Origin of the sequence: Snodgrassella sp. W6238H11 (genome assembly GCF_016100525.1) — a bacterium.
GTDB lineage: Bacteria > Pseudomonadota > Gammaproteobacteria > Burkholderiales > Neisseriaceae > Snodgrassella > Snodgrassella alvi.
Genome location: NZ_JACFSH010000002.1, coordinates 454,470 through 469,588, shown reverse-complemented (window position 1 = coordinate 469,588; position 15,119 = coordinate 454,470). Strand labels below are relative to the sequence as shown.

Here is a 15,119-nt window from a genome sequence, read left to right as displayed (position 1 = left end):
CATGCTTAATACAGATATTATTTTCCAACTAATCAATATTATCGGAACAGTCGCTTTTGCCGTATCAGGTTATCTGGTTGGTTTTCGCAAAAGACTTGATATTCTCGGGGTGGTCATTGTAGCTTTACTTACTGCGGTAGGCGGCGGCATGATGCGTGATGCATTGGTCGGTCATATTCCTATGATTTTTAAAAGTAATACAGCATTGTGGACTATTTTTATTACATTATTAATTTCATGGGTGTGCCATTTACAATATCATCGTCATCGTGTACTTGCGGTATGGTTTGTTGTTGCTGATGCTCTTGGGCTGGCAGCATTCAGTCTGACAGGTGCACAAGTTGGTCTGGATCTTGAATTAAACTGGTTTGGTGTAATTACACTGGCATTTGTAACAGCTGTAGGCGGTGGGATACTGCGCGACATACTGGTAAACGAAGTACCCATTATTTTACGTAGTGATATTTACGGTACCATTGCTATTTTACTTGGCTTACTTCTGTGCCTGCTGGATCACTGGAAAATGGTTACACCATTAAGTATTAATTTGCTGTTTATTGGTGGTGTACTCAGCCGTTTACTCGCTTATCATTACAACATTACCCTGCCGGGATTTCAAAAGAAGAAAAATTACAAAATATAACAAAACTACAAGAACTTTCGCTGCAAAAAACAGTCTAAGTCATTAAGATGATGTTCATACGCAGCTACAAGCGTATAAATTAAAGATTTAAAATGGTTTTTCAGTATTCTCTTGTCGAAACATTATTTTGGCCCTCTGCTGCTTCTCCCCTTGGCACAGAGGGTTCTTTTTATCTGCAATTTTTATCAGTCATTTCTACCGATAGAAGAAGCTATTTTGTATTTTGATAAATACAAACAAAATATTAGTTCTGATAAATTATCACTATTTTATTAATCTTCTTCTGAACTCATACTATGATTTAATGATAAATATTTTGATAACCCAATATGACTATCATTCTTTCATGCGCTACAATGCTGTCTTTTATTTGCAAAAGCAACCATAAAACCGTAAAAGAGATTAAATAATAACTATTTCTTTGCTTGAAATCTTATTTTTCAGCGCTATGTACGGTAAAGTTAGTTTTAATATTATAGATAAGAAAGTATCCAAGTGATGGAAAATAGAAAATTACGTTATATTGCTTCTGCAGTTATTCTCAGCCTGACACTGAGTCCACTGGCTGAAGCCAAAAGAGTTGGCGGTGGCGGTAACCGTGGAATGTCCCGCTCAAGTTACTCCAGCTCTTATTCTGGCTCATCCTACCAATCCAATCGCGGCAACTATGCAAACTCTTCTTCCAGCCGACTTGGCGGTGGCAATAATGCAGGTATGTCACGTTCTTACTCTAACTCCGGACGTAATGATTATCGCTCTGATAATCAGAACAATTATTCTGGTCAGACACAGCCGCGCGGTAGCAATACCGGTCGGGTAATTGGTGCAGGTGTAGCTGGTGCCGCTATTGGGGCACTTGCAGGTCATGCAATGGCTAATCATAACCAGCAACAAACCAATGCACCTGTGACAAATGCTGATGGTAATTATAGTGAGAATGCTACTGATAGTAATAATGCAGCCGCTACTCAATCTACCAATTCTGATCAGCCACAGGTACAGCAACAATCACAACCGGAACCTAAAAGTGGCTTTAGCTGGTTATGGTTACTTATTATTGTATTTGGTGGTGTTTATCTTTACCGTCGTTTTGCCGCTAAAAGGAATAATCAGTCAAATATACCTTATGCCGGAAATACCAAGCCTAATAATTTCACTTCATTAAACAATAATAGCAACAGTAGTAGTACCAATATTTTCGGACAAAATATTGGAAGCAATAATAATTTAATGACAAACAATTTATCTGGCATGGCAGACGGAAGTAATCCAGACGCATTTCTGCGTTTCGCACGCCAACGTTTTAATCATGTTCAGTCAATGAACAATGCCTCAAATCTGGAAGAAATCCGCCGTTACTTTACTTCAGATATGTTCGCAGCTATCCGTAATGATATTATAAATAATCATGAAACTGCTGAATTCAGTAATCTTAATGCCGAACTGGTAGACAGCACTCAGGAAAATGGTCAGTATATTGCCAGTGTACGTTTTAGTGGTTTAGTGAGTGAAGAGCTGGGTAGTGCACAGCAACCATTCAGTGAAGTATGGCATTTTGTTAAACCTATGGGTAGTCAGCAGGATTGGCTGATTGCCGGTATACAACAGGATTAATTCTCACTTGCACATATTTAACTAGCAATTATATTTAAATATTAAAAAGCACTGAAATATCAGTGCTTTTTTTCAATCAGAACATTTTACGAATATTAATTCCGGTACTGAATGTACGTTTAGGTGATGGTTCAAAATATCGCTCATTACTATCATTGACAATCACAGATCCAGCATAATGGCGATTAAATATATTATCTATACGTGCATAGCTGCTTACCATCCAGCCACGATGAACCCATTCATAGCCGATATTCGCTGAAGCAAGAGCATAAGCAGGTGCATAATCACTGTTACTGTCATTAACATATATTTTATCCATATAGCGGATATCCATACCCCCCTGCCATCCTTGCTTAGGTTGCCATTGAAATCCTAAATAAAACTGGTTTTGAGCAACTCCCGGAATTTTATTACCTTTGCTAACAGCGGCTGCTTTACCTTGTGCTGCTATTTCACTATCAAACTTCGCATTCACATAGGAATAACTCGCCTGCACTTGTAAATCCTGCCACAACTTCTTTTGCCAAGCTAATTCACTACCATATCTTTTCGTCCGGTCAGCATTACGAAACGTACTTCTGCCGCCAGATGAAACCGCAGAAACAATATCATTGTGAGTTTCAGTATGAAAAATTGTAGCTATCAGTTGGCCCCACAGCTGTTCAAATTTTAGTCCTGCTTCAACTGTATCATTGCTAGAAGGCTTAAGATTACGATTAAAACCAGCCTGTCCATCCGGTCTGTATGCCATTTCAGTAAATGTCGGTGTTTCAAAACCTTTACCATAAGCAACATAGGCTGCTGCCTGATTACTAAAGTTCCAGCCTAGTGAAATACCGGGCAACAGTTTATGGTATCGCATAGTACTACTATCATCACCATTAGCCAGATAATGATCACGTGTTCTGAAATGCACATTGCTATAGCGTAACCCGCCATCCAAATGCCATTCAGGTAAAAATTTCCATGAAAACTGAATGTAAGGATCTAAATTCCATAAGGTATTATCCTCATCACGGCGTAATTTTCCTTTAATCCCTAAATGCGCACCATTAAAATTATTATAGCCCTGCCGGTCCTCATTTTCCTTATCAAACGCCACACCTCCAATCAAAGTTAGATTAGGTATTGTATTTGTATTCAGCCAGCGAATATCGGTTCCATAATAATAACGGGTAAAATCGATAACACCTCCGGCATGTTTAGGAGCTGTCTGAGCTTTGGCCGGAATTGACTGGTACTGCACAACGTGACGCCGGCCGGCATACGCCATAGCATATAAACTGTTATGCTCATTAATTGATTTATCCCACGTCAGACCGGTCTGACTCTGGTCAATTTCTTTACGCATATTATAATCTCTGACATTCTGAGCTACCTGACGCGGATTGTCTTGCCACTGTTTACGTGTCAGTCCTCCGGGATCAGCAGCACGGATACGAACCTGATTAAGTACCCAATTCAATGTACTGCCATCATTTAAATCCCAAGTAAATTTTGCGTTATTGAGGACTTTTCTTGCGTCGCTATGTTCCCTGTAACCATTGGTATCAAAGTAACTTGAACTTATATTATATGCAGGTAAACTCGCCGCTTTACTTCCGCCTTGTAACTGAAATGAAGTTTGCTGCTTAGCAAAACGCGCCGTGTTAAAACCAACACTGACACTCGGATTACCTGTACCCTCACGAGTTGTAGCGAGAATAGTTCCTCCAGAAGAGTTACCATATAAAGAAGAAAAAGGTCCGCCAAGTACCTCAATTTTCTCCAGAGAATTTAAATCAATATTGGATGTCTGCCCCTGTCCATCAGGCATAGAAGATGGAATTCCATCAACATAAATCCTGATTCCGCGAACACCGAATGTCGAACGGGCACCAAAACCTCTCATGGATATTTGCATATCCTGAGCATAATTTTCTCTTTCGAGAGCTTGTAAACCCGGAATAGCTTTCAAAGCGTCAGAGATATTAGTTTTAGGCGTATTTTTGAGTGTATTTGCATTTACAGTATAAACAGAAGCTGTAGTATTTAGCCATTTTGAATTAGTGCGTAAAGCAGTAACTTCGATATCCGGCAAATCTGCTTCATCTTTTTTATCATTGGCATAAGCCATAAATGGCAGCGCTGTCAGTGACAGAACTAATATTTTCAGATGTGTGTGTATCATAACTACTATTCTTAAAATTAAAAATATTAATATAAAATTATTATAAAATTAACCAATCGTGACAGATAACACTTATGAATATTTACTGTCAATAAATTATTAAATATATGGCTTGTAGATTAATTTATATTTTCCTAAACATAATATTATCTTATTAATATTTTAAAACATCACATTCTGAAAATACTTTTTTCAACGCTGATAGAAAAATAATCAGGTAAAAAAACTGCCGGTTTTCAGCCGGCAGCTTTTTCATTATTAAAATTTATAACAATGGACCAACCAAACGCACTGTATTCTCCACCAGCCCCCACCACTTTGAACGAGCCTGCCATGTTTTCAGTTCGATATATTCACAAGCTTTCAAATAAGTGCTCTGTAACGCCACTACTGTTTCAGTCATACTTTCATCATAAATAGCCAGACTAATTTCCATATTGAGATAAAAACTGCGCATATCCATATTTACAGTGCCAAACAAAGTGTAATCACTATCTACAGTTAAAGTTTTAGCATGTAACAGCCCACCCTTAAACAAAGCAATTTTCACCCCAGCCTGTAATAGTCTTGGATAATATGCACGTGAAGCATATTTCACCAGCATTGAATCCACTGCTTCCGGTACTATCAGAGTTACATCCACTCCCCTGGTAGCAGCCGTAGTTAAAGCCAGCAGCAAAGCATCATCCGGAACAAAATAAGGCGTCGTAATAATAATACGTCTTGTAGCGGCATGAATTGCATTAACAATAGTGTCGTAAATAACCGGACTGCCTTGCTCAGGTGCTGAAGGAATCACTTGTACCACTACACCACTTTGTTCCTGTTGTGCAACTTGCAGATTATGCATGAGCGCCTGTTTACCGTAACTGTCTACCCATTGCTGTACCTGCATTAAATTAGATTCAGTTTCTACTGCCATATCACCGGCAAATACTGCGGCCAGAGGTTGTACTAGACTTCCTTCACAACGCATCATCACATCAACCCATTCTCCGACACCGGCATTTTTTTTGAAAAAACGCGGGTCGACCAGATTAAAACTGCCGGTATAGCCAATTTTCTGATCTATAACCGCAATTTTACGATGATTCCGCAAATCTGCGCGTACAAGAAAAGTACGCCATAATTGAACGGGTAAAGCTTCAGTCAATGTAATACCTGCATTGCGTAAACGCTGAGGCCAGTCACTACGCCAGAATTTTACACTACCAATACTGTCAACCAGCATACTGGTAACCACACCTCGTTGTGCTGCTGCAATGACATCATTCAGCAGTTCAATAATTTCTCCCTGCGGATCAACAATATAAAAAGCCAGTAAACAGCTTGTTTTCGCATGCTGAATATCATACCGAATGGCAGCAATGATTTCTTCATCATTGGTAAGAAGGTTTAAGTGATTGTATTCGGTAGCCTCAAATCCGGTTTTATCGGCTGCAATCAAACTTATACCATGATAACGTTCATTCAGACCACTACAAGCATGCTGATTGAAATTATGCAGATATTTATTACTGAAGCCCTGATAAAATTTCACCAGTTCATTCTGACGACGTAGCCGGCGTGAACCCAGCCTGGGTTCGCCAATTAACAAGTAGCCTACAGCCCCTACTAAAGGAAAAGCCATTAACATCAGAATCCAAGCAACGGAAACTCCCGTATTACGCTGATGGTATAATACTCTCACTACCAGAACAGTAACCACAATCACATGTAATACAACAAGAATTTCAGCCCAGGGTATATCATGTAACATATAAGTAAACCAATTATTTAATGTCTAGAATATAGTAGATTATAAATGGATAAATAATCTATATAATGAATTGAGATAAATATCAGATAAAAAATTCTGGCAGGTACAGAAAACTAAGTCTGTGACTGCCAGAAATAGCAAGTAATTATTCACATCAATTATTTGTTTCAGAATTGATTGATATTCTCTGAAATACAAATAATTAATTCTGATGATATTCTGCAGAAATGCGATGTACCGCATCTACTGCACATTTCACCATTTCCGGATTAGTATATTGATTGATACCATGACCCAGATTAAATACATGTCCGCTGCCAGCTCCGTAAGCAGCAAGTAAACGCTTAACTTCGTCTGTAATACTTTTTGAATCACCAAATAGAGCCAGCGGGTCAAGATTTCCCTGTAACGCCACCTGCTGTCCGACCAACTGACGTGCCTGCTGTAAATTGACAGTCCAGTCCACACCTAACGCATCAGCACCCAGTGCAGCTAATTGTTCCAGCCACTGGCCACCGCCTTTAGTAAATATAATGATTGGTACCCGACGACCATCTGCTTCACGCTGTAAGCCTGAAACGACCTGTTGCAAATAGCGTAAATCAAACTCCTGAAAAGCTTTATCGCTGAGAATTCCGCCCCATGTATCAAAAATCTGTACGGCCTGTGCACCTGCAGCTATCTGTTCATTCAAATAAGCAGTTACAGTCTGCGCATTAATATCCAGTATCCGGTGTAACAATTGCGGTCGCTGATAAAGCATGGTTTTTAATAAACGAAAATCCCGACTGCCTTCTCCTTCAACCATATAACAGGCTAGTGTAAACGGACTGCCAGAAAAACCAATTAACGGTACACGACCGTTCAAAGCATTACGTATACTATGAACAGCATCGAACACATAGCGCAAACGGTTCATATCAGGAACCTGTAAACGTGTCACATCGTTTTCATGCTGCAACGGATGAGTAAATTTAGGTCCTTCACCTTCGACAAAATGCAAACCGAGCCCCATTGCATCCGGTACAGTGAGAATATCGGAAAACAAGATAGCCGCATCCAGTGCAAAACGCTCCAATGGCTGAAGAGTCACCTCTGTAGCCAGCTCTGGATTATGACAAAGTTCAAGAAAACTGCCGGCTTTCGCTCTTGTTTCTCTGTACTCCGGTAAATAGCGTCCAGCCTGTCTCATTAACCACACCGGCGTATATTCAACCGGCTGCTTTAGTAAAGCACGTAAAAAAGTATCGTTATGTAAAACTGCCATAATTAACCTCAGGCAGTTAGTACATACAGTACCAACTGCCTGTTAAATAAAAACTAAAAATTACAACTCATCATTATTACCAATTGTGGCCAGAATTTCATTACGCTGCTGCTCGGCAGCCTCGCTCTGACCGGATTGCTCCAGTACTTTAGCTAATAACAATCTGGTTACATTATTATTACTGGCCTGCAAACTGGCTTCGAGATAAGTCTTTGCCTTTCCCCACAGTTGTTGCTGATAACTTAACTCACCCATCAACAATAGTAAGTCCGGGTCTTGCGGATTCTGTTGTAACCACTTATCAACGGTTACCATATTTTTTTGCTGTTCTTTACTGCTTAGATATTGATTGGCCTGATTAAATGCAGGTAATAGTGAAGCATCATGAGAGCGCGGATAATATTTTTTTACCCATTTCAATGCCTGAGTATACATACCTAGCTGAAGATATTTTTCAGCAATATTTGTACTAAGTGTACTTTCACGTTCATCTACCGGAATCAAATTAAGACTGCTTTTCAGCTCACCCGGCTCTTTAACATTTGCCAGTAACTGCCGATAAGCCCAGTATTGGTAATTATTCTGTTCGCTTTCGCTTAACGCCCCTGCGCGGCTTAATTTATCAACCGCTTCCAAAACACCCTGAGCATCATGCTTTTCCCAGTCATATCGTAACTGCAGCTTAACAAGCTGGGTTAAATTCGGATTGATTTTGACTGCTGCTTCCAGTGCACTTCTGGCTTGCTGATCATTGTGTTGTGATAAAGCTGATTGAGCCAGAAGCAAATAACGGGAAAGCTGCTGTTTTTCCGGCAACTTTGCAATTTCATCTAAATAACGGTCCCGTGTTGTACTGTCATCCATCTGATCAGCACTATGCGCAGCCAGTAATAAGGCCAGAGCACGACTGTGTTGCCCCTGTTTATTACGTAAGACCCGCTCAGCCTCACGCTCAGCAAACTGATAGCGACCTTCGAAATAGGCTAAACCGGCATGATTTAATGCTGTTTCAACCTGATGGCGCTGATGATTGATACGCCAGTGATGCCAGTGACCGGGTAAATGCACAAAACCCATAATAATGCGTAAAAATATATACAACAGCACTACCGTTAGCAGCACAAGACCAATAAACAGCTGCAGATTGATACGTATCAGAGTTTGCTCAACTACAATATACACATCACCACTGTAATATTTCGCACCCAGTACGACACCCACTGCAACAATAAACAGAACAATCAACCATAATAGAGATCTCATAATGAATGGTCTCCTTGTCTGGAAGATGACGCTGCAGAAGCATTATTACTGTTTACAGGGCTAGCCTGTTGTTGTTCGGTATGTACCGGTACATTGCTGGCAGATGATGCACTTAAATCCGGCAACGCCGTTGACATATCCATTCCAGACTGATTCTGGTATTCACGTACAGCAGCCAGGCTGGCTGACAAACTATTGTCCTGACTAGTTTGCACGTTAAGTGTCTTTAACTGAGTTAATTCTTTCAGCCACGACTGCGTTGCTGCTGAACCACCGTCAAAATATTGCTTAACAGCAGTTTCTGCACCATTTAAATCAGCAACATACACTTCTCCGCGGCGCTGAATCAGAGCAATACGTGCATCCAGCAATCGCAGCCGCAGATTTTCACGTACAAAATATATCTGTTCAGGCGACATTAGCATTGAATCATTGTGATTAATGTGACGCACTTCTACCATACTGCGTAAAGAGTGCAAAGTATTTTGCCATGTACGCTGCCACCATGAAGCATTTGGATTCACCGGTGTATTACTTGTCACTCCGGGCTGTAACTGACTTTCAACTACTAACGGCAGACCTGCTATAGCAGACTCAAGACGATTCAGACGCAATGAAACACTGGCAACATCCAGATAAGGACGGTTTTTCAGATTTTCCAAATCACTGCTTATAGCCTTTTTGATAGGCAGCAATTGCGGCTGGTCAAAGCGGGACAGCCGGCCATCCAGACTTTCAAGTACATTAACTGCAACAGGAACATTACCGGAAATCAGCAACTGCTGAGAGGCAAGATTCAATGTAGCTTCTATTTCATCAACCAGCCAGTCAGTGCGATTTTTTACCAGCTCCTGATAGGCACGGGTAAGACGGTCTACATTATCACCCTGAGTTTTCTGTTGGGTTTGAATTTCCTGCAACTGACGGCTTAACTCATCAATGCGTGTCAGGCTGGTTTCTATCGAAACAGCAGTTTTGCTGGCACTAATCCCGGCATTGTCAATTTTCTGATCAAATTGTAGCTGCTGGTTTTTAAGCTGATTCTGTCCTTCAACAAATAAAAAACCACTGGCTCCCAGAGCCAGTAATGATAATACCAGTGCACCCAGAGCAATTCCCTTACCTGAGCCGGATTGTGACTGTTTTACCGGAGATGGCTGAACAGGAATACTAGATGCAGAAGCATCTGATACTGTGTTGTTTTTTTGGGAATTCATAGTTTGATGTGTCGTGTTTAGATCTTTATTGGTAGCTTCAGTAACCGCAGAAGTAGCCGATTCGGGCGGAGCACTGACTTCGCCTTGTTTATTCACCAGCAATGGCTGCTTTTCCTGTTCAGGAGGCTGGTCAGCCTGTGCATTCTGTTGTTCACTCATTCGGTATACTCCCTACTTTATATAATAGGTTAACAGCACTACTGAGGAAAATATCATCAGGTGCTGCGTGAATGCAAAAGTGCCAGTCCGCGACATAAGTCCGGAACATGAAGTGTCTGAACTCCATATCCGGTTAACGCGGCATCTATGCGCGGATGGTGAACTAAGTATAACAAGCTTTTGCTAACTGCGTACAAATCCGGAGGTAATTGAGTAAACCACGCCCGGACTGCGGCAGTTGTCGTCATATACACTGCCTTCAAATTTCCCTGTTCAGCCTGTGTTGAAATAACTGACCAGTTTATAGGTACCGGATTTCGCTGATATACTTCTGCTACCTCAATTTGCCATCCTAGTTGATGCAGTTGCTTAATCAGCCAGTCGCGGCCACCTATACCTCTTATAAATAGCAATTTACCTTTACGCTGCTGCCATACAGGCAAATGTAAAACTGCTTCACTATCATGTCCGTTTTCCGGATAAACAATCTGTTTAAATCCGTAACCGGATAATGCTGATGCCGTAGCAGCCCCCACTGCCACATGTATTAATTTATCAGAACGTGAAACATAATTTGCAGCAATATGTACGGCACTCGGGCTAACCCAGAAAATAATATTCTGACTCTGGCTTTGACCAGATAGCCGGTTTAAAGCCGCTGATTGTGTCTGTAATTGCAGATATTCAAGTAAAATAGGTTGCCAGCCATAATGAATGCAACAGTCTATATCGGCAGTGGCTGCCAGCTGCGGACGCATTAGCACCAGACATGGTAAAGTATTCATCGGATAGATAAAACATCATTAATTAACTGGTGCGCACCTTGATCAGCTAACTGCTGTGCAACCATCAAACCCAGCTGCTCTGCTTCACTAATATTTGCCTTTTCACTCGCTCGCAACACTGTTACACCATCTACAGATGCCACTAAACCACGTAACTCAAGCATGCCGGATTTTTCAGTACAATACGCTGCCAGCGGTACCTGACAGCTACCACCAAGTACACGTGCCAGAGTGCGTTCTGCAGTAACACACGCTGCTGTAACAGGATGGTGTAATGGTTGCAATAAAGTCAGTAAGTCCTCACGATGAGCGGCAACCTCTATAGCCAGCGCCCCCTGACCGGCAGCTGGCAGCAATATTTCTGGAGATAATATACACTGAATTCGCTGCTCTAAACCCAGTCGCTCAAGACCAGCTGCAGCAAGAATAATTGCAGCATATTCCTGTCTGTCAAGTTTATCCAGACGTGTTTGCACATTACCCCGCAGAGGCTTTACCTGCAAATCAGGATACAGCAACCTAATCTGAGCTTCCCGACGCAGACTTGAAGTTCCGACTATGGCATTAGCCGGTAAATCAGCCAAACAGCTAAACTGATGAGAAACAAATGCATCAAACGGATTAGCCCGCTCAGTTATTGCTGCCAAGATAAAGCCATCAGGCAGTTGCATAGGAACATCTTTAAGAGAGTGCACAGCAATATCTGCTGTTCCCTTTTGCAAGGCTAACTCAAGCTCTTTTATAAATAATCCCTTACCACCTATTTTGGATAAAGACTGATGCAATATCTGATCACCTCGGGTTGTCATACCCTGAATTTCAACAGATAACCCCGGATATGCAGTCTGAAGACATTGCTGTACATAATGAGCCTGCCACATAGCCAAAGTGCTTTCGCGGCTGGCAATGACTAAATCATTTTTTGTCATATTAATTTACAAGAATCAAAAAAATCAGAACAGAAATTTTAGCACTAACTAAAATTTGATTTTGATATACCACCCGTATCAGTAGGATAAAGAATGTGCTTCAGGACGTTGCAGTAATTCATTAACAAGACCAGATACACCAGTCTGAGCCGAGGCGCGAATAATCTGTACATTTTGCAAGCCATCAATCGGCTGGGGATCAACAAGGTAAATTTCAGCGTTCGGTGGTATATACCGGATTAGACCAGCGGCCGGATAAACCTGCAAGGAAGTGCCAATGATAATTGCAATATCAGCTGAACGCATCACTTGTATAGCCTGCTCAATCATAGGCACTGCCTCACCAAACCAGACAATATGCGGCCTCATCGGAAAACCATTAACATCTACATCTGTTACGTTCTGATCCCCCGGGCAATCCACAATATAATTTTCATCAACACAGCTTCTGGCTTTTAACAACTCACCATGTAAATGTAAAACATGAGTACTTCCGGCTCGCTCATGCAAATCATCTATATTTTGAGTAATTATATCTACATAATAACCATCTTCCAGACGTTTCAGAGCAACATGAGCAGAATTGGGTTCGGTTTTTAGCAGCTGACGTCTCAATTGATTATAAAAATTAAGCACATATAATGGCTGACGCTTAAATGCCTCCGGTGTTGCCACATCCTCTACACGCTCACCTTCCCACAAACCTCCCTGATTACGAAAAGTCTGTAAACCGCTTTCAGCACTAATACCGGATCCGGTTAATACAACAATATGCTGTCTGTTTGAGTTGGACATAAATTCCATCATCAGATATGTATAAAAGCTGTAATCGCTGCTTTCAGTCGTTGTAATCCTACCTGTAAATCAGCATCATTCAATAACAGACTCGGAGCCAGACGCAAAACATTATTACCGGCAACCAAAACCAGCAAACCATGTTGTAAAGCCAATTGCATTAACTGAGCAGCCTTTCCGGTATATGCCTCAGACATAACACAGCCAAGTAGTAATCCCTGCCCTCTAACCTGAGAAAATACACCAGTTGATTCAGCTAGTTCCTGCAACCCTGCCTGTAATTTTTTTCCTTGCTGAAGCACATTCTGCATCGTTTCCGGTGTATTAATAATATCAAATGCAGCACAGCCGACGGCACAGGCCAACGGATTACCACCAAAAGTACTGCCATGGCTGCCCGGTGTAAAGCTGTTTCCTATCTGAGCTGTGGTCAGCATTGCACCAATAGGAATACCACAACCCAAAGCTTTGGCGCTGGAAACTATATCTGGCTGAACATCATAATATTGATGGGCAAACAGTTTTCCTGTTCGCCCCATACCTGTTTGTACTTCATCAAAAATCAGTAAAGCCTGATGCCGGTCACAAGCCTCTCTGGCTACCTGCAAAAATTCTTCAGTTGCCGGTAATACTCCGCTTTCCCCCTGAATAGGTTCAATAACAACTGCACAGGTTTTATCATTTACAGCTGCCACAATGGCTGAGGAATCATTAAACGGAATATGTTTAATTCCGGTAGGTAAAGGTGCAAAATCATTACTGTATTTAGGTTGCCCGCCTACTGATACCGTAAACAAAGTACGTCCATGAAATCCGTTTACACAAGCTATAATTTCATGTTTTTCAGTTCCGGCAAAATGTTCTCGTGCATACTTGCGGGCCAGCTTGAAAGCAGCTTCATTTGCTTCAGCTCCGGAATTACAGAAAAATACTTGCTCGGCAAAGGTATTTTCTACGAGTCTTTTTGCCAAATCCTGTGCCGGCTGTGTTGTATAAATATTAGAAATATGCCAAAGCTTGTGTGCCTGTGCAGTCAGTGCCTGAATTAATGCAGGATGGCAATGCCCCAGTGCATTAACAGCAATACCGCCGGCTAAATCTATATATTCCTGACCATTATCATCCCATACCCGACTGCCCTGTGCATGATCCGGCAGGATAGGTGCAAAAGTAAAATTCGGGGTTAAGTAGTTGTGCATTTTTCTCTCTATTTATTATAAAAACATAATTTGATTTGTAAAATTATATATTGTTACAGCAATCATGAATTAAAGTCTAATGAATTAAAATATAGCCACAAAACAACTAAATTTTGTATAAACAATACAAGATTACCACTTAGATAATAATAAATTTAAATATGTATGCTATTTAACCAAAATATATCAATATCTTTTGCCGCTTAATAATTAAATTTGAAATTCTTTTCACTAAAACAGATACAAGTACAAGCCATGGATTAAACTAGGTGTTTAAAAAACAGTCCTGATTAAATTCAGATTTGTCAGATTGATATAAACAAAAACTACTTCTATCATATTAATATCACATCTGACGTAAGCGATTAATCCGGTTATCCAGTGTCGGATGAGTACTAAAAAGAGCATCAGCAGTTTCACTGGCAATTCCAAAAGCCTGCATACCAGCAGGTAAATGACTGGTTTCACCTTTTAATCTTTGCAGCGCTGCTATCATTTTAGGCGCACCCACCAGACGCGCTGCTCCGGCATCTGCACGATATTCGCGCTGGCGACTAAACCACATAACAATTAAACTTGCCAGAAAACCGAACACTGTCTGCAAAATCATACTTACCATATAATAAGTACCATGAGACACCTCACCATTTTCTTTTCTGGCTACAACATCAGCAATACGGTTAGCCCAGAAAAAAACAAAAGTATTAACCACTCCCTGTAACAAGGTCATTGTCACCATATCTCCATTGCCAATATGAGCCATTTCATGAGCAAGCACGGCTTCTACTTCATCCTGCGACATACTATGCAGCAGACCAGTACTTACCGCCACCAGTGAGCTGTTACGTGTAGCTCCGGTAGCAAAAGCATTAGGTTCAGGAGAATCATAAATAGCCACCTCGGGCATAGCAATATTCCACTGACTGGCCAGACTGGCAACTGTATTTAACAGCCAGGCCTCTGCAGCTGTTTGCGGCTGACCGATAATCTGTCCATTAACGGAATTAAGTGCCAGCGTTTTGGACATTATCAAAGAAATAATAGAACCGGTAAAACCAACAACAGCAGCCAGTAATAACAAAATACCATTGCCATTACTATAAATATTAATACCTAAAAGTGCACAAAGAATATTCAGAACAACATTAATAACAATGATGACTGCAAGATTGGTAGCAATAAACAATACAATACGTTTCACATTATGCCCTTTTAATTTCTGTAAAAATTCATCAGTACAATAATATCAGTGACATAAAAAATAATAATATTCAGTTTTCATTTAATCTGAAAACTGATATTTTATTTATAAGTTC

Annotated in this window: 12 protein-coding genes; 2 read left to right on the top strand and 10 right to left on the bottom strand. The window is 40.8% G+C overall.

Features of this window, described 5'->3' with window-relative positions; genetic code table 11:
* The first annotated feature begins 1 nt into the window (after window position 1).
* The gene (locus H3V00_RS05480; protein WP_025331022.1) at window positions 2-643 is read left to right on the top strand and encodes a trimeric intracellular cation channel family protein; all 642 of its coding nucleotides are present in this window, start codon (window positions 2-4) and stop codon (window positions 641-643) included.
* Between the two features lie 498 nt (window positions 644-1,141).
* The gene (locus H3V00_RS05475) at window positions 1,142-2,257 is read left to right on the top strand and encodes a Tim44 domain-containing protein (protein WP_198206847.1); all 1,116 of its coding nucleotides are present in this window, start codon (window positions 1,142-1,144) and stop codon (window positions 2,255-2,257) included.
* A 76-nt stretch (window positions 2,258-2,333) separates the two neighbouring features.
* Here the strand turns inward: H3V00_RS05475 and H3V00_RS05470 are convergent, their stop codons facing one another.
* The 10 genes from H3V00_RS05470 to htpX all read right to left on the bottom strand — a co-directional run bounded on the left by H3V00_RS05470 (window position 2,334) and on the right by htpX (window position 15,004).
* On the bottom strand, window positions 2,334-4,430 hold the full coding sequence (locus H3V00_RS05470) for a TonB-dependent receptor (RefSeq protein WP_198206848.1): 2,097 nt from the start codon (window positions 4,428-4,430) through the stop codon (window positions 2,334-2,336).
* Between the two features lie 265 nt (window positions 4,431-4,695).
* Window positions 4,696-6,189: a cardiolipin synthase gene (cls, locus tag H3V00_RS05465; protein ID WP_198206849.1), complete on the bottom strand. Its 1,494-nt coding sequence runs from the start codon at window positions 6,187-6,189 to the stop codon at window positions 4,696-4,698.
* A 202-nt stretch (window positions 6,190-6,391) separates the two neighbouring features.
* Window positions 6,392-7,456, bottom strand: coding sequence for a uroporphyrinogen decarboxylase (hemE, locus tag H3V00_RS05460; RefSeq protein ID WP_198206850.1), 1,065 nt, complete (start codon window positions 7,454-7,456; stop codon window positions 6,392-6,394).
* 60 nt (window positions 7,457-7,516) lie between these two features.
* Entirely contained in the window at window positions 7,517-8,719 is a 1,203-nt protein-coding gene (locus H3V00_RS05455) for a heme biosynthesis HemY N-terminal domain-containing protein (protein WP_198206851.1), read from the bottom strand.
* On the bottom strand, window positions 8,716-10,095 hold the full coding sequence (locus H3V00_RS05450) for a uroporphyrinogen-III C-methyltransferase (protein ID WP_232335926.1): 1,380 nt from the start codon (window positions 10,093-10,095) through the stop codon (window positions 8,716-8,718). The genes H3V00_RS05455 and H3V00_RS05450 overlap by 4 nt, the downstream gene beginning before the upstream one ends.
* 56 nt (window positions 10,096-10,151) lie before the next feature.
* Window positions 10,152-10,880, bottom strand: a complete 729-nt coding sequence (locus H3V00_RS05445; protein ID WP_198206852.1) for a uroporphyrinogen-III synthase — start codon at window positions 10,878-10,880, stop codon at window positions 10,152-10,154.
* Window positions 10,877-11,809: a hydroxymethylbilane synthase gene (gene hemC / locus H3V00_RS05440; protein WP_100125902.1), complete on the bottom strand. Its 933-nt coding sequence runs from the start codon at window positions 11,807-11,809 to the stop codon at window positions 10,877-10,879. The genes H3V00_RS05445 and hemC overlap by 4 nt, the downstream gene beginning before the upstream one ends.
* Window positions 11,810-11,887: 78 nt before the next feature.
* Window positions 11,888-12,604: an NAD-dependent deacylase gene (locus tag H3V00_RS05435; RefSeq protein WP_100125975.1), complete on the bottom strand. Its 717-nt coding sequence runs from the start codon at window positions 12,602-12,604 to the stop codon at window positions 11,888-11,890.
* 11 nt (window positions 12,605-12,615) lie between these two features.
* Window positions 12,616-13,803 (bottom strand): acetylornithine/succinyldiaminopimelate transaminase, encoded by a 1,188-nt coding sequence (locus H3V00_RS05430; protein ID WP_100125901.1) that lies wholly within the window; start codon window positions 13,801-13,803, stop codon window positions 12,616-12,618.
* A 346-nt stretch (window positions 13,804-14,149) separates the two neighbouring features.
* Window positions 14,150-15,004 carry a protease HtpX gene (gene htpX, locus H3V00_RS05425; protein WP_096766095.1) on the bottom strand — a complete coding sequence of 285 codons (855 nt, stop codon included), beginning with the start codon at window positions 15,002-15,004 and terminating at the stop codon, window positions 14,150-14,152.
* Window positions 15,005-15,119: the final 115 nt, after the last annotated feature.